Source organism: Streptomyces sp. NBC_01320 (assembly GCF_035974375.1).
Lineage (GTDB): Bacteria > Actinomycetota > Actinomycetes > Streptomycetales > Streptomycetaceae > Streptomyces > Streptomyces yanii.
Genome location: NZ_CP108390.1, coordinates 9850736 through 9866480, shown reverse-complemented (window position 1 = coordinate 9866480; position 15745 = coordinate 9850736). Strand labels below are relative to the sequence as shown.

Below are 15745 nucleotides of genomic sequence, written 5' to 3'. Positions count from 1 at the left end.
TGCTCGAACCACCATTGGACGAGGACATCTGCAGAGGTCGGTGAGTCAGCGTGTCTCTCTCGGGACGCATTCCTCAGCACCGCAATGCATGCCACCCGCCCCTGTGGGAGGCCGTGAAACGGCTGCTCAGCCAGCAGGGCGTGTGGTCCTGGACGCCGTCCTCCTGATTCGACGCGGACGCGCAGACCGTCCGGGCGTAGGCTTCGCTCGGCATGAACGCAGCGGGGGGCGGAGCGTATGACGGCTGAGTCGACACAGAGGTGGGGGTCGACCCTCGATTCGGTCGTGGTGTACGCGCGGGGCGCGGTCTGCCGACGCCTGGCTCGGGGCAGCGTGTCGCCGGACGGCCGGGTGCGGGTGACAGGGCTGCCCCGCTCGCTGGACCCGGGCTCGCTGCGGACCCGTGTCCTGGGCGCCCCCGGGGTGCGCGTCACCGAGGCCCGGGTGGAAGTCGAGGCCGAGCCGCTCGGCAGGGGCACGCCCGACGAGTTGGGGCGAGAGGTCGAGCGGCTGAGCGATGAGTACGCGGCGGCGCAGGGACGCCGGGACCGGCAGCTGAGCCTGATCGAGGAGGTCAGGGCCCTCCACCCGGTCCCACCCGCCCGCAGGCGCGAGGACCCGCACCGCCGCACCCCGGTCGACGCGTGGCTGGAGCTCGCCGGCTTCGTCGACGAGCGGCTGACGGGACTGCACAACCGCCTCGTCGAGCTGGAGGAGGCACTGCGCAACGTCGAGCACGAGCTCGCCGTCGCCGCCGACAGGCTCGCCCGCGCCTCCACCGACTCACCGTCAGCGCACGTGGAGACCACGGTCTGCGCGGTCCTGACCCTCGACGGCACCTGTGATGCCGAGGTGGAGCTGGAGCTGGAATACGGGGTGCCGGGCGCCGTCTGGGTGCCGGCCTACCGTCTCACTCACCGTCAGGGCGACGGCAGCGGCCGTCTGGTGCTGCGCGCCTCGGTCGCCCAGCGGACCGGCGAGGACTGGACCGGCGTGCGCATCGCCCTGGCCACCGCCGATCTTCGGCGCCGCACCGACCTGCCGAGGCTCGGCTCGATCCGGATCGGACGCAGCCAGCCCGCCCCCGCGGCTTCTGGCTGGCGCGAGCCCCCGGCCGGGCTCGTCGACCTGTTCTCCGGGTACGACGCGGCAGGCCCCGGCCCAGCCACGACCGCCGCACCCACGGCTGTCGGGGCCGGCCCCGCGCCCGTGGGTGCCGCGGGCGGCTCCGCGTCCGGTCCCGTTCCGCCACAGCCGCCTCCCCCGCCGCCGCAGAACTACGGCGGTCCGCCGGCCGCAGTCCCGGCGCCCGGCGGCGCAGACGGCGCTCCGCCGGACGTCCTCGCCGGCGGGATGCCCGCCCTCACGCAGCCGGCCGGGTCGCGACCGGGCGACAGGCCACGTACCGGCGGCAGATCCTTCACGGGTGCCCCCGCCGCCATGACACCCGCGGCTCCTGGCCGGGCCGCGCCGCCACCCCCTCCGGCACCGGTAACAGGTCCGCCGCAGCCGAGCGGCGCCGAGCTCGACTATGCCGCCCTTGTCCTGTGCGGCCCCGACGAGCCGGGCGGTCGCAGAGGCAGGCTGTTTCCCGACTCTCCCTTCGACCCGGTGGCGGCCGAGTACCGCCGCCGCGCCGAAGCGGTGGCCGCGCTGCCGTTGCCCGCACAGGCCGTGCAGCCCCGCGAGTCGGCGGGCTCCTTCGACCACCGCTTCGATGCCAGCGCCCGCGCCGACATTCCGTCGGACGGCACCTGGCACACCGTCACCGTCGGTGAGATCCCGGTCGGTCTGCGTACCGAGTACCTCTGCGTGCCGTCCGTGGAGCAGACCGTGTACGCGACGTTGGTGCTCTCCAACGCCACCGACCAGGCACTGCTGGCCGGCCCGGTCGAGGTCACCGTCGACGACGACTTCCTGCTGACCGCCGCGCTGCCCACGCTTGCCCCCGGTGGTGTGCGCCGGGTGGGGCTCGGGCCGGCCGAGGGCATCCGGGTCACCCGCCGCACGAACCTGCGCGAGTCGACCGCGGGCCTGCGCAACAACACCACCGTGCTCGACCACCGCGTCCACGTGGAGCTGGCCAACCGGCTCGCGAGGCCCGTCACCGTGGAAGTCCGCGAGCGGGTGCCGGTCACCTCCGAACCGGACGTCCGGATCGAGGAACGGGCCGACTGGACGGCACCCGAGGAAGGCACGGGGCCCGATCGACACGCGCCGGGCACCCGCGTCTGGCGAGTGGACCTGCCCGCGGGCGCCACTGCCGCCTTCGACGGCGGCTACGAGATCCGCATCCCGACCGGCAAGGCCCTGGTCGGCGGCAACCGCAGGAGCTGACACACGCCATGTCCACGGCCCCGAAGCCGATCGCCCTCCCCGTCACCGCCGTCACGTGCCTCGAGGATCGCGCCCACATCGAGCGCGCCGTCGTGCTCGACCTGGAGGCCGGGGTCCAGCGGCTGCGTCTCGGCCCGGTCAGTGCGCTGGCCGTCGACCGGACCCTCCATGCCGAGCTGACCGCCGATCACCCCGCTACCGTGCTCGACGTGCGGATCGTCCGCAGCTGGACGCCGCGCGGGCCGCTGCCGTCCACCGACGACGACTCCGCCCTGCGTCACCGCGTCCACGCCCTCGAGGAGGAGCGGCTGGCCCTGGGGCAGCGACGCGACCGGCTGCATGCCCGCATTGACCTGCTCGGCCGCCTCGCCGCCGATCTGCTGCGGGAGATCGGCGAAGGCGCCGGCTCCGGGAAGACCGAACTGCCCCGCTGGACCCACGAACTGGACCGGGTGGACGGGGAGCGCGATGCGCACGGCGAGCAACTCCGCACCGTGGAGGCCCGGCTGGCCGTCCTCGCTGTCGAACTCGGGGAAGCCCAGCGGGCCATGCATCTCTCCGAAGAGGAGCCCGCCGAGCTGGTCGGCCATATCGAGTTGACCGTGGAGACCGCGGTCGCCGGGCCGGTCGGGCTGCGCCTGAGCCACCTCACCCCGTGTGCGCTGTGGCGGCCCGCCTACCGGGCCGTGCTCGACGGGGACTCCCTGACACTGGAGACCGACGCGACGGTCTGGCAGCGCACCGGTGAGGACTGGTCGGACGTACGGCTGACATTGTCGACGGCCCGCTCGGCGCTGGCCACCGATCCGCCACGGCTGGGCGAGGACCGACTGACGCTCAAGGACCGCTCCGCAGCCGAGCGCCGCACGGTCGACGTCGAGCTGCGCGAGGAGGAGATCGGGGCCCTCGGTCCGGCCCCGATGCTCGGCCTGCCGGGGGTGGACGACGGCGGCGAGGCACGGGTGTTGAGACCTCCCGCGCTGGTCTCGGTGCCCGGTGACGGCCGCGCCCACCGAGTGCCGCTGTCCGCATTCACCACGGCCGCGCCCAGTGAGTACGTCTGCTCACCGGAGTTGTCCCCCCTGGTCACCCAGGTGGTGCGGTTCGACAACCTGTCCGGCCACGCGCTGCTCGCCGGGCCCGTGGACCTGGTCCGCGGCAGCGGATTCAGCGGCCGCGGCACGCTGGACTTCACTGCCCCCGGCGCCCCCGTCGAGCTGGCCTTCGGCAGCTGCGACGACTACAGGGTCGTCAGGCACGCCGAGGAGTCCCGCGACTCCGCCGGTATCACCCAGCGGACCGTGGTCACCCGCACGGTCCGGCTGCACCTGTCCCGGTTCTCCGCCCCCGGGGAGCACGGCGAGCGGGTGGTCGTCCTTCGGGAGCGGATCCCGGTCTCCGAGGTCTCGGCGGTGGAGATACGCCTGCACAAGGATTCATGCTCCCCAGCGCCCGACGTGGTCGACGCCGAGGGCATCGTCCGCTGGGACGTCACCCTCCCGCCCGGCAGCCGCCGCACGGTCACCCTGGTCTACGAGCTGTCGGCGAGCGCCAAAGTCACCGGGCTCTGACAGGACGTTCTGAGCCGGTATACCCGCTTCGGGTGCGGGCTTGAGTTGGCCACGGCTCGGAAGATCACGCGGTCCCTTCGGCAGCTTCTACAGTGTCCCGAGACGAAGGGGCCGGGGGCACGGCGATCAGAAGGGTTGACGCACCGACGTGGCACAGAACGAGCGGTTGGCTGACCTGAAGCCCGTTCGCCAGCGTCAGGCCGCCGCTCTGGCGCTGTGGCGGTGGCGTGCGCCGGTACTCGCGTTCGAAATGGATGCGGACTGGGGCGTCGACCCGCATGTGCTGGAGTCGCTGTTCCGACTGGCAACGGACCCTCCTGGGGAACAGTCGAACCACGCCTACGGCCAGGCATTCGCCGAGCTGTGCACGGCCCCGATCTTCGAGTCCGAAGTCGACCCGGACACGGTCCAGCTCTTCCAATTGGAAATCTTCGGGGGCTTGTGGTCCTTCGGCGAGCTGCTCGACAAGCCAGGCCTGGACGAGGCCGAACGAGTAGTCGAGTTGTCGTCCGGCCTGGCCGGCTACCTGGACAGTCTCGTCGAGGGCTCGTTCTACTCCCATCCCTCCGAGGAAGCGCACCACCAGTACGTCGCCAACCTGGCAGACCGGACGAGCGGCGAGGGCTACTTCACCTCACGCAACTTCGTTGTCGAGTCCGCCTGCCACGGCGCCCTCCGGACCTTTCCCGATTCCGATGGGCTGCTCGACTCTTCCGCGGGACGCGAGTTGCTCGCGCTTTGCGAGGACTTCGGCGAAGAGCTCGTCGCAACGCTGCGGTGGCTCCGCACGACGGGCCATTAGCGATCACGCCCCGAGCCCGGTGGCGGGCAGCCGTGGCGGGCTGGCGACTCGGCGGGGGGCAGCTACGGACGGCGCTGGGCGAACAAGCCGGCCTCGGTCTCGGCGAGGACGCCGAGACCAACCAGGCGCTTGAGCTTGTGCCGGGTGCTCTCGATGTTCTTCGGCGTGACGGCGAGATCGAGGCGCTCGCACAGGTCGCGGGCGCGCATCGGTCCGACGGCTTCGGCGAATGCGTCGAGGATCTGTTGGTAGGCCGGGTGAGCCGGCAGGACCGGCGGCGGATCGGTCGGTTCCGGAGGGGTCGGCGGTAGGGCAAGGAGCGTCTTGCGGGTCACCGCCAAGTTCCCCATCTCCTCGTCGAGTTCACGCAAACGCGCGGCGAGTGCGTCGATCTGCGCGCGGAGCTCTTCCGCGGCGGTGCTGATCTCCCGCTCGCGTGCGTCGATCCGCTCCAGGAGCGGGGTGACCTGGGCGTCCACACGCTCACCCGCGCCAGGTCGGCGTGGTCTGGCCGGTGAGCCGGCCCGCTATCACGTCGATCATGGCCCGGCGCACCCTGGACTCCGAGGACTTCGGCCTGCTCTCGTCGTCACGCACGAGCCGCCGGAACAGCATGAGGATGCCGAGCGTCTGCTCCACGATCCAGCGCTTGGCCTGCGGAACGAAGCCGGTGCCCTGGTCGGCGGGATTGCGTTCGACGATCTCGGCGTCGATACCGACCGTGGTGCCGTGCTCGACGACGGTCTTCTTGAAGCCCTGGTCAACCAGCGCCTTCTTGACAGTGCCGATGGGGGCGACCTGGCCGAGCAGCGCGATGCCGAACGCGTTGTCGTGGGCGCTTGCGGCCAGCACGGTCACGGCGATGACCAAGCCGAGGACATCGACCGCCAGTCCGCGCTTGCGACCCGCGGAGTGCCGACGACCCTGTTCCGCCTTCACCCGTCTGCCACACATCGGTGGCCAGGTGCGTGGGCGGCGCGGACGCTGATCCCGTACGTTCCGATTCACAGAGGTCACCAGAGCGCGATCGGGGTGCAACCGTGTCGGACGCAGGTCCCACCGTTCCCGCTTCGATGTCGCCCGACGCCATGGGGACCGCCCTCCTCGAAAGACTGTTCACCCAGTCGTCGGTGGGCCTCCATGTGCTCGACCCGCAACTGCGGCTGGTGCGGATCAACGCCCTGGCCGACCCTGCCCACGCCCAGCGGCTTGTCGGGCGTCCCTTCGCCGACGCGTACTGCCTCGAACAGCCCGACGAGACCAGGGCAGTGCTGCAACGAGTGCTGGAAACCGGCGCGCCCGTACGCGACCACCTCATCCGGGGCCGCCTCCAGGACACACCCGGTCCGGATCGCAGCCTCGTGGTCTCGGTCTACCGTCTCGACGACGTACAGGGGCAGCCACTCGGCCTGCTCGCGTCGGTCGTCGATGTCACCGAACGTGAGAAGGCGCGCGCGCGGTCCGTGACCCTGGCCGATGTGCGCAAGGGGGTGGGTCGGTCCCTCGATGTGGCCACCACCTGCGAGGCACTCGTCGACGCGGTCGTACCGGGGTTCGCCGACTTCGCCGTGGTCGAGGTGGTGGACGACGTGCTGCGCGGCGCGGATCCTCCAGTGGGCCCGTTGGGGCCCGAAGTACCGCTGCGGCGGGCAGCTCTGCGAGGTAGCGACAGCACCAGTCACCTGGACCGTCTCGTCGGCGACACACGCAGGCTGCCCGCCCGTACCCCGTTCGCACTGGCGGTGTCCGACCTGCGGCCCCGTCGCATCCAGCTCGACGCGGACACTCCGTGGCTGTCCGCGGACCCCGAGAGCGCCCGGCTGATCCAGGCGATCGGGGCCCATTCTCTGATCGTGGTCCCGCTGAAACAGCGTGGCACAATCCTCGGACTGGTGAGCCTGTACCGCGACCGGGGGTCGGAGCCGTACGACGACTACGACGTCACCCTCGCGCTGACCGCGGCCGCCCATGTCGCACTGAGCATCGACAACGCGCGCCGGTTCGAGCGCGACCATGTGATCGCGTCGACGGTGCAGCGCCGGCTGCTGCCGCAGCACGAGAGCAGCCATGTCGCCGTCGACACCGCGCATGTCCTCCTTCCCGGGCGCAACAGCGGCTGCTGGTTCGACACAATCAGCCTGTCCGGCGCCCGCACCGCCATGGTTGTCGGCAATGTCGCGGGGCACGGTCTCCAAACGGCCATCACCATGGGACAGTTGCGTACGGTCATCCATGCGCTGGCCGGCCTCGACCTGGAACCCGACGAGGTCCTGGCCCGGCTGAGCGACACGGCCGGGCGCCTGGCCCAGGAGCGTGCCGCACTGCCCCCCGGCGACTCCCTGCACCGGGAATCCCTGACGGCTACGTGTCTGTACGCGGTCTACGACCCGTTCACGCGCCGCTGCACGATCGCGTTGGCGGGGCATCCCGAGCCGATCGTCGTCGGCCCCGACGGCAGCACGCCCCCCTTCGACCTACCCGAGGGTCCCGCTTTCTTCTCCGCCGACAGCGCCCCGTTCGCCACTGCCACCCTTCAGCTGGAAGAGGGCAGCCTCCTGGCGCTCGGCACCCGCGCGCTGCTGCCCGACGCCGAAAGCGCCGCGCGGGTCCGGGAGGCCCTCGTGCACCCCGGACGCAGCCTGCAGGAGCTGTGCGACGACGTCGTCTACAACCTGCCGTCCGACGGCCTCCCCGACGGCGCCGCCCTGCTCCTCGCCCGGACCGGCTCCGTCCCACCCGACCACGTCGCCACGTGGGAGCTGGCCCACGACCGGACGACACCCGCGATCGCCCGTACGCTCGTGCGCGACCGGCTCGACGGCTGGGACCTCGACGACGAGACGGTCTACGCCACCGAACTGATCGTCAGCGAGCTGGTCACCAACGCCGTCCGCTACGGCACCCCGCCGCTGCATCTGCGGCTCATCCTGGAGCGCTCGCTGACCTGTGAGGTCCACGACAACAGTCCGGTGGCCCCGCACCTGCGCCACGCCCGCACCGTCGACGAAGGCGGACGCGGGCTCTTCATCGTCTCCCAGCTCGCCACCCACTGGGGCACCCGATACGGCCGGACCGGCAAGGCGCTCTGGGCCGAACAGGAGATCGCGCACCCCGAATGACGTGGGCACCCTCCGTTCGCCCCGGACCGCAGGGAGACGGAGCACAAGGGGATGGGCACCCACACGTCCCACGGAGAACCGCATGCGAGCCGCGCAGTGCCGAACCCGCTGCGGCCCCTGGCCTTCGTCGTCGCCCTGTGCACGCTGGTGACGGCCGTGACCGCCACGGCTCGCAGCACCGTGCTGCCCCCCGTCCGAGCTGCCCGCCGCTCTGGAGCCCGCATCGACACGGCGGTACCCGGCCCATGGACCGGTACCTCTGACTCAGGCGGCGCACCACGGCCGGGGGCCGGGGTGCGCCGCGGGCGGATGGGGCGGGGCCCCGCTCCCGGGCCAGGGAGCGGGGGTCAGAGGGTCAGGGAGCGGGGGTCAGAGGGTCAGGACAGGTGGGTGCAGGGGGTCAACGACGACCGCCGTAGCCCCAACCGTCGTGATCGCGGTTCTTGTGGTGGCGGTTCTTGTGGTGGCGGTTCTTGTGGTCGCAGTCCTTGTGGTCGCGGTTCTTGTGGTCGCGGTCCTTGTGGCCCCAACCGTCGTGGTCGCGGTCCTTGTGGCCCCAACCGTCGCGGTCGCGGTCCTTGTGGTCGCGGTCCTTGTGGTCGCGGTCCTTGTGATCGCGGTCCTTGTGATCGCGGTCCTTGTGATCGCGGTCCTTGTCGCCCCAACCATCGTGATCGCGATTCTCGTGACGGCGGTGGTCGTCGTCACCTCCGCGCCCCCACCACCCGTCGTAGCTGCGGTTGGTGCCGTTGTCGGATCCGGGCCTGTCGTACTGGATCTCGCCCAGGTCGATGCCGGAATGGGAGCTCGGCCGGCCATATCCGCGGCCGTTGTCGTCGGCGGCGGCCGGGAGAGCGGCGGCGCCCACCAGCGCGCCGGCAGCAATAACGGCAGCAGCGAACCGCCGTGCGGAACGGGACATGAAAACCCCTCAAGTGCAGGCCCGGACCGTGCGGCCCGAGCGTTGATCGGTCCCGGCGTGATACCGAGAGCGCACACTTTGGCCCGATCGCCCGATTTGCGGCAGACGCCTCATTACGTGTTACGAAACGCAGACATTTCTGTCACACACGCATGCAATTGGCACGCATTCAACTATCCGGGTACCTGTCAATCACTGACCGCTGCACCCACCCGTTCGATACCGGCACACCCGGCACAGCGCGCGCCACGTCAACGCGCGTACACCACGGCTCGCCCTTGCGAGACCGGCGCGGAATTCTGTAACAGCCGTTGCCTGCCCGACCTCGAACGGGCTTTCTGCTACCCGGAGAAAGGAGAAAGGGGGTTCTACCTCCCCGCCGACGGCCGCCGATCATTGCGTGGCGGACACAACGGTGGTTCAGTGGGAGCTGAAGTTATGAATCGAGGTTCAGAGCATCATGGCCTACCGCCCAACCGCCCGTACCGAGGCGACCCGGCTCGCGCATCGCCAGCGGCTGCTGGACGCCGCGCGGCAACTGCTGTCCGAGGGCGGATACGCCGCGGCCAGCATCTCCGCGCTCGCCGAGCGGGCCGGAGTCGCCACCGGCAGCGTCTACAACCACTTCGCCTCCAAGCAGGAGCTGCTCGCCGCGGTCTTCCGTCATGTCGCCGGTCATGAGCTCACCGCGGTGCAGCAGGCCGTGGGCGCCACAAGCGGGGCGGCGGAGCAGTTGCGCACCCTGGTCGAGGTCTTCGCGTTCCGGGCGCTGCGGACACCCCGCACGGCCTGGGCGCTGCTTGCCGAGCCGGTCGCTCCGCTGGTGGAGGCGGAGCGGCTGACCTATCGCCGCGGCTACCACACCCTCGCCGAGATGGTCATCGCCGCGGGGATCGAGGCCGGCGAGCTGCCCGTGCAGAACGTCCGGCTCTCGGCCGCCGCGGTGATCGGGGCGATCAGCGAGGCGCTGCTCGGTCCGCTCTCCCCGGTGGGCGAACGCACCGACCCGGAGCCGGTCGTGGCGGAGATCGCCACACTGTGCCTGAGAGCGGTGGGAGCGGGCGGCACCTGACCGCTCCCACCGCACCGCCGTACCAGCAGAGCAACCTCCCGGCCGAAACACCTAGCGCCGACGTCAGACAGGACCGCCGCCATGACCGTCACCGCCCACCCCACCGGCCTCCGGTCGGGGGCTCCCGCATCGCACCCCACCCACGAGGTCACCAATCAGGTGCCGCCCCGGACCGGCCTGGACGAGTACGGCACCAATCCGCCGCTCTCCGAGGCGGTACGGGCATTCGGCGCGGCCTGGCACGAGCCGGAGCTCCATGAGATCGGCAGCCTGGTCGGCTCGGAACCCTTCCAGAAAAATGCGGAGCTCGCGCACACGTCACCTCCCGTGCTCCGCACCCACGACCGGTACGGCAATCGCGTCGACGAAGTCGAGTTCCACCCCGCGTACCACGAGGTCATCGGCGCGGCAGTGGGCTACGGCACGCATACCGCGGCCTGGGCCGATCCGAAGCCGGGTGCCGCGGTCGCGCGGGCGGCGTCGTTCATGCTGTTCGCCCAGATCGAGCCGGGCCACGCCTGCCCGATGTCGATGTCGCACGCCGTGGTCCCCGTCCTGCAGCGCGACGGCGAGGTGGGCCGTGACTGGCTCCCGGGCCTGCTCAGCCGCTCGTACGACCCGCGGCTGATCGCTCCAGGCAGCAAGTCGGGGCTGACGTTCGGCATGGGCATGACGGAGAAGCAGGGGGGATCCGACGTTCGCGCCAACACCACCCGCGCGGTTCCGGTGGCCTCCGACCCCGACGGCCGGGCCCATCTGCTGACCGGCCACAAGTGGTTCTTCTCGGCCCCGCAGTCGGACGCCTTCCTCGTTCTGGCCCAGGCCCCGGCCGGGCTGACCTGCTTCCTCGTACCGCGTGTGCTGGCCGACGGCACCCGTAACACCGTCCGTATCCAGCGGTTGAAGGACAAGCTCGGCAACAAGTCGAACGCGTCGTCCGAGGTGGAGTTCGACGGAACCTGGGCGGTGCGGGTCGGCGAGCCCGGTCGCGGCGTTCCGACCATCATCGAAATGGTCAACCACACCCGTCTGGACTGTGTTCTCGGCACCACCGCGGGCATGCGCCAGTCGGTGTCCGAGGCGATCTGGCACGCGCAGCACCGCAGCGCCTTCGGCGCCAGGCTGGTCGAGCAGCCCGCCATGACAGCGGTCCTCGCCGACCTGGCCCTGGAGACGGAGGCAGCGACCTGGACCTCGCTACGCCTCGCCCGGGCCTACGAGACCGGCAGCAGCGAGTCCGAGACGATGTTCCGCCGACTGGCCACCGCGGTGTCCAAGTACTGGATCTGCAAGCGCGGTCCGCATCACGCGTACGAGGCCCTGGAGTGTCTTGGCGGCAATGGCTACACCGAGGACTGGCCGCTCGCCCGGCGCTACCGCGAGCAGCCGGTGATGGCGGTGTGGGAGGGCTCCGGCAATGTGATCGCGCTCGATGTGCTGCGTGGTATCGCCAGGACCCCACAGTCCCTGGATGCCTTCTGGGCCGAGCTGGAGACCACGGCCGCGGCCAGTGCCGTGTTGGACGCGCATGTGCGTCGGGTGCGTCAGGAGCTGGTCGCGGATCTGCGCGATCCGCTCGCCGCGGAGTTCCGTGCGCGGGCGACGGTCGAGGGCATGGCGCTCGCCCTGCAGTCCTCGCTGATGCTGCGGCACGCTCCGGCGCCCATGGCCGAGGCGTTCGTCGCCGCACGCCTCGGCGCGGACCGCGGTCACCAGTACGGCATCCTGCCGCGCGGCACCGACACCACGGCGATCGTGGAGCGGCACTTCGGCGCGCGTTAGCTCGGTGTGCATGAGGTCGAGATCCCGCACCCTGTGGCTACGGCCGGCACGCCCAACGGCAGAACATCTGGGTCACCTCGCCGGGAGAAACCCTCGTGGGCATCAACACCGACTACGGTGACACGGCTGAGTTCTCGGGCATCACGATCCACGACGATGCCGACGCCGATGCCGACATCTGCACCGAGTACAGGGGTGTGTGACGAGCGGCGAGCCCACCAGGATCGGTACCGGAGGATGGCAGCAACTTCATCTGCTCCCCCTCGGACATCAGCTACGTCGGCTGAGAACCGATCGGGACCACGACGGTCCGGCCGGCCCCGGCACCTGGGTCGGCCGGCCCCTCACCGGCACCGGCCGTGGCCGACCCGCCGGCGGCAGATCACACGCAGGAGAACCACGACCAGCGCGGCGAGGGCGGCTGCGCCGAGGACCGCCGCAGCGCGTTCGGCCACCGGCGCACCCGCCCTGCGCAGCAGATCGATCGGTTCCGCCTCGGATGCGCCTGTGCCGCCCGCGGCCGCTGCCGCCTCCGACAGCTGTGCGGCGAGGCAGCTGGCGAACTGCCCGATGAGTTCGTCGCTGACGTCGCTCATCACCCCGCGGCCGAACTGGGCCGGCCGTCCGGTGATCGTCAGGTCGGTGTCGACGGTGACGGTCGTGCCGCCGCCGCGCTCGACGAGCGTCCCGGTGACGGCGGCCGCGGCCATGCCCTGGCCCCGCACCTCCTTGCCTTTGGCGGCCAGCACGATCAGGTGTTCCGGTTCGTCCTTCTCCAGGAAGGTCGCCGTGCCGCGGTATGTCACGGCGATCGGCCCCACCTGCACCTCGGCGGAGCCCTTGATGGTCTCGCCGTCGAAGTCCTCCACGGTGGCGCCGGGCATGCAGTGCGACACCCGCTCGATGTCGAGCAGCGCCCGCCACGCCTCGTCGACCGGTACCGGAACGGTGAATGAGTTGTGCAGCTGCATGGTCTCCTCCTCACACGGACTTCGGTCGCGGCCGGTGGATCGCCCCGGCCGTGTCCGCCAGGGGGGCGCCGGTGCCGCCCCAGCGAAGCGCGACGATCTCCGCGGCGATCGAGACGGCCACCTCCTCGGGGGTACGGGCGCCGAGGTCGAGGCCGATGGGCGAGCGCAGTCTCGCGAGCTCCGCCTCGCCGAGTCCGGTCTCGCGCAGCCGGGCCAGACGATCCTCATGGGTGTGGCGGCTCCCCATCACCCCGATGTACGCGGCCGGGGAGCGCAGGGCCACTTCCAGCAGCGGGACGTCGAATTTCGGATCGTGGGTGAGTACGCACATCACGGTCCGCTCGTCGGTGTCGGTGCCGCGCAGGTAGCGGTGCGGCCAGTCGACGACCACCTCCGCCCCGGCCGGGAAGCGGCGGGCATCGGCGAAGGCCGGGCGGGCGTCGCACACCGTGACCCGATAGCCGAGGAACGCGCCGATGCGGGCCACGGCGGCGGCGAAGTCGATCGCACCGAAGACCAGCATGCGCGGCGGCGGCGCGAACGACTGCAGGAACACGGTGACGTCGTCCTCGCGGCGCCCGCCGCGCGGTCCGTAGTGGCGCAGGCCCGTTGCCCCTTGGGCCAGTTCGCCCCGGGCGTCGGCGGTGACGGCGACGTCGAGGCCGCTGGTGCCGAGGGAGCCGGACACCATGTCCGGCCATACGGCGAGCGCGGCGCCGCGCGGGGCGGGGCCGTCGGTCACGGTGGCGACCACCACCGGACGGTGTGCGGCGACCGACGCGGCGACCTCGCCGAACGCGGGGTCGGTGACGGCCGACACGGGACGTATCAGGAGGGTGATCTCGCCTCCGCAGGTGAGCCCTACGGCGAAGGCGTCCTCGTCGCTGTATCCGAAGGTGTGGAGCTGTGCCCGTCCGGTCTCCACGACCTCCTTGGCCAGGTCGAAGACGGCGCCTTCGACGCATCCGCCGGAGACGCTGCCCACGACTTCGTCTCCGGGCCCCACCGCCATCGCCGCCCCGGGGCCGCGGGGCGCGCTGCGGGTGACCGCGACGACCGTCGCAAGTCCGAACGGTTCACCGGAGGCGTACCAGTGGCTCAGCGCCGGGAGGATCTCACGCATGGCACTCTCCGCCTGCCGGTGCGACTCCACCGACGACGGCCGCCAACTGCTCCGGGGCCTGCAGGCTGTATTCGTCGACGAACGCGTCCACGCCGGGCAGCGCTGCTGCCATGACCGCTGCCCGTGGTTCGGAACCCGGTCCGGCCTGGCGCGGGTTGGACCGCACCACCCGGTGTGCCGGCCGGTGCAGCCGCCGCATCTGATCCGCGAGCAGCACGGGGCAGCCGCGCTCCCGGCTGTCGGAGAGCACGACGGCCGCGGTTCCACGTGCGGTGGCACGTCGGCCCCCTGTGTCGAGGACGGCACCCGGCGTCTCGCCCGGCCGGATGCCGCCGCTCCGGTCGGGGACGGCCGCCGCAACGGCGGCCGGTGCCGTGTCCGGATCGCGGTGCGTCATCTCGCGGTCACCCGGGTCAGCCGGGTGACGATCGTGAGCACTTCAATGAGATATGGGTCATACGTCCTCCGGGGGACAGGAACAGTCCTGAAGGCATGGGGGAAGACATCCCGTTGTCTCCCCCTCCGTCGTGCAGCCGCGCGCACCTCGGCGACACCGGTCACTCGGCGGCGGGCCACACCCTGATCAGGTCCGATCCGAAACCAGGGCCTCAGCTCGACACGTCGGTCCAGGCGTACGGCTTGCCGAGGGGACCCTTCGGGGGTCCGGCACCAACTGACTCCATTTCACGGTCCGCCTCTCTCATCAGCTGGCCGGCGACATCCTTCATCGCACGGCTCGCCGCGAGTTCGTCACCGATGCTGGGGATATCCACGTCCGTCGGGTTGCAGCGCGCCACCCCGTGGCCGGTGAGCTTCTCGGAACCGGTGTCCAGCACGGCTTCGGCCTTGGTCGTGCCCTCCTCCTCGGACAGATCGAGGCGGAGCTTCCATTCCAGCGTGCGTGTCATTGCGCACCTCCTCGCCCGCGTCCGGCCACGATGAGCCGCCACGACGCGGTCCTGATTCTCAGCATCTCTCCACCCGCTTCCGTTCGCGCGCTGCCGGCCCGGCCCCTTCCGGCCGGCACGATGCGATCCGCCGGCGGCTGCTCGCGCTGCAGAGTGTTCAACGTCGAAATATGATGCAGGGGACAGCCGGAAGAGGGGCCTCACGGTTCCGTCCCGCACGTCAGGCCCTGTGTGTTGCGGCTCGCGAACGAATGCACTGCGGAGCGGCCCATGAACCGGCGTCGTCCTCCCACTTCGGTGAGTGCGGAGGAGCTGCTCACCCGGTTGCAGCGGCTCACCGCCCGGGCGCGGCACGAGGTGCAGCTGCACCAGGCGCGCGTGGAGCTGGCCGAGGCGCTGCAGCGCGAGATGCTTCCGGCCACCCTGCTCACCCGCCCCGGTCTGCAGACGGCGGCCCGTTACGCGCCGGCCCGCAGTGGCCTGGACATCGGCGGCGACTGGTACGACTGCTTTCCGCTGCCGAACGGCACGCTCGGCTTCGCCATCGGGGACGTACAGGGCCATGACGTCGAAGCCGCCGCGTTCATGGGGCAGATCCGGATCGGGATGCGGGCGATCGCCGCCACGACCTCGGATCCGGGCGAGATACTGAGCCGCACCAATGATCTGTTGCTGTCCGTCGACAGCACGCTCTTCGCGACCTGCACGTTCGCCCGTCTCGACACGCGCACGTGGGTGCTCGACACCGCGCGCGCCGGACATGTGGCCGGGGTATGGGCGACGGTCGACGGACGCTCCGGCATCTTCGAGGACGCGGGCGGTCTGCCGCTGGGCATTCAGGCCGGTCCGCAGTATCCGGTCACGCGGCACCGGCTGACCACCCCGGGGGCGTTCGTGCTGCTCACCGACGGGGTGGTCGAGGGGCCGTCGTTCCCGATCGATGAGGGCCTGGACACGGTGGTGCGGCTGGTGGCCCCACGCGCCGCGGCCGGGGCCGACGAGCTGGCCGACGCGGTGCTGCAGGCGGCGGAACGCACCGGGCACGAGGACGATGCCGCCGTACTCGTCCTGCGCCACCACGCGTCCCACGCCGCACAGCATGACGACCGGTGACCCCGGGCAGCGGGCCGAGCGTGTC

The 15745-nt window shown here is 71.3% G+C and carries 14 protein-coding genes and 1 pseudogene; 8 read left to right on the top strand and 7 right to left on the bottom strand.

Annotated features, from left to right (window positions below; all coding sequences use genetic code 11):
* The first annotated feature begins 237 nt into the window (after nucleotides 1-237).
* The 3 genes from OG395_RS44795 to OG395_RS44785 all read left to right on the top strand — a co-directional run bounded on the left by OG395_RS44795 (nucleotide 238) and on the right by OG395_RS44785 (nucleotide 4710).
* Complete coding sequence (locus OG395_RS44795) at nucleotides 238-2337, top strand: DUF4139 domain-containing protein (protein ID WP_327248034.1); 2100 nt, start codon at nucleotides 238-240, stop codon at nucleotides 2335-2337.
* Between the two features lie 8 nt (nucleotides 2338-2345).
* Nucleotides 2346-3908 (top strand): mucoidy inhibitor MuiA family protein, encoded by a 1563-nt coding sequence (locus OG395_RS44790; protein ID WP_327248033.1) that lies wholly within the window; start codon nucleotides 2346-2348, stop codon nucleotides 3906-3908.
* 148 nt (nucleotides 3909-4056) lie between these two features.
* Nucleotides 4057-4710, top strand: a complete 654-nt coding sequence (locus OG395_RS44785; protein ID WP_327248032.1) for a hypothetical protein — start codon at nucleotides 4057-4059, stop codon at nucleotides 4708-4710.
* Between the two features lie 62 nt (nucleotides 4711-4772).
* Here OG395_RS44785 and OG395_RS44780 read toward each other — a convergent pair whose 3' ends face one another.
* Nucleotides 4773-5189, bottom strand: coding sequence for a hypothetical protein (locus OG395_RS44780; protein WP_327248031.1), 417 nt, complete (start codon nucleotides 5187-5189; stop codon nucleotides 4773-4775).
* 4 nt (nucleotides 5190-5193) lie between these two features.
* Nucleotides 5194-5664 carry a transposase gene (locus OG395_RS44775; RefSeq protein WP_442818670.1) on the bottom strand — a complete coding sequence of 157 codons (471 nt, stop codon included), beginning with the start codon at nucleotides 5662-5664 and terminating at the stop codon, nucleotides 5194-5196.
* Nucleotides 5665-5750: 86 nt separating this feature from the next.
* Here OG395_RS44775 and OG395_RS44770 point away from each other — a divergent pair, with 86 nt between their 5' ends.
* Nucleotides 5751-7829 carry a SpoIIE family protein phosphatase gene (locus OG395_RS44770; RefSeq protein WP_442818669.1) on the top strand — a complete coding sequence of 693 codons (2079 nt, stop codon included), beginning with the start codon at nucleotides 5751-5753 and terminating at the stop codon, nucleotides 7827-7829.
* 400 nt (nucleotides 7830-8229) lie between these two features.
* On the opposite strand, the gene OG395_RS44765 is transcribed toward OG395_RS44770, so the two are convergent.
* The gene (locus OG395_RS44765) at nucleotides 8230-8751 is read right to left on the bottom strand and encodes a lamin tail domain-containing protein (protein ID WP_327248030.1); all 522 of its coding nucleotides are present in this window, start codon (nucleotides 8749-8751) and stop codon (nucleotides 8230-8232) included.
* A 460-nt stretch (nucleotides 8752-9211) separates the two neighbouring features.
* Between OG395_RS44765 and OG395_RS44760 the strand changes: the two genes are divergently transcribed.
* The 3 genes and pseudogenes from OG395_RS44760 to OG395_RS44750 form a co-directional block, all read left to right on the top strand.
* Nucleotides 9212-9823: a TetR/AcrR family transcriptional regulator gene (locus tag OG395_RS44760; RefSeq protein WP_327248029.1), complete on the top strand. Its 612-nt coding sequence runs from the start codon at nucleotides 9212-9214 to the stop codon at nucleotides 9821-9823.
* An 81-nt stretch (nucleotides 9824-9904) separates the two neighbouring features.
* A complete protein-coding gene (locus OG395_RS44755; RefSeq protein WP_327248028.1) occupies nucleotides 9905-11605 on the top strand; it encodes an acyl-CoA dehydrogenase family protein in 1701 nt (566 codons plus the stop codon).
* Between the two features lie 53 nt (nucleotides 11606-11658).
* A pseudogene (locus OG395_RS44750) lies at nucleotides 11659-11808 on the top strand (pectate lyase); the annotation flags it as partial.
* A gap of 141 nt (nucleotides 11809-11949) precedes the next feature.
* On the opposite strand, the gene OG395_RS44745 reads toward OG395_RS44750, so the two are convergent.
* From OG395_RS44745 to OG395_RS44730, 4 genes are all read right to left on the bottom strand, one after another.
* Complete coding sequence (locus tag OG395_RS44745) at nucleotides 11950-12576, bottom strand: SRPBCC family protein (RefSeq protein WP_327248027.1); 627 nt, start codon at nucleotides 12574-12576, stop codon at nucleotides 11950-11952.
* A gap of 10 nt (nucleotides 12577-12586) precedes the next feature.
* Entirely contained in the window at nucleotides 12587-13699 is a 1113-nt protein-coding gene (locus OG395_RS44740; protein WP_327248026.1) for an XdhC/CoxI family protein, read from the bottom strand.
* Nucleotides 13692-14096 (bottom strand): VWA domain-containing protein, encoded by a 405-nt coding sequence (locus OG395_RS44735; RefSeq protein ID WP_327248025.1) that lies wholly within the window; start codon nucleotides 14094-14096, stop codon nucleotides 13692-13694. Before OG395_RS44735 ends, OG395_RS44740 begins: the two co-directional genes overlap by 8 nt.
* 211 nt (nucleotides 14097-14307) lie before the next feature.
* A complete protein-coding gene (locus OG395_RS44730) occupies nucleotides 14308-14607 on the bottom strand; it encodes a DUF1876 domain-containing protein (protein WP_266989077.1) in 300 nt (99 codons plus the stop codon).
* Between the two features lie 270 nt (nucleotides 14608-14877).
* On the opposite strand from OG395_RS44730, the gene OG395_RS44725 reads away from it, so the two are divergent.
* The gene (locus OG395_RS44725; RefSeq protein WP_327248024.1) at nucleotides 14878-15720 is read left to right on the top strand and encodes a PP2C family protein-serine/threonine phosphatase; all 843 of its coding nucleotides are present in this window, start codon (nucleotides 14878-14880) and stop codon (nucleotides 15718-15720) included.
* The last annotated feature ends 25 nt before the right edge of the window (nucleotides 15721-15745 follow it).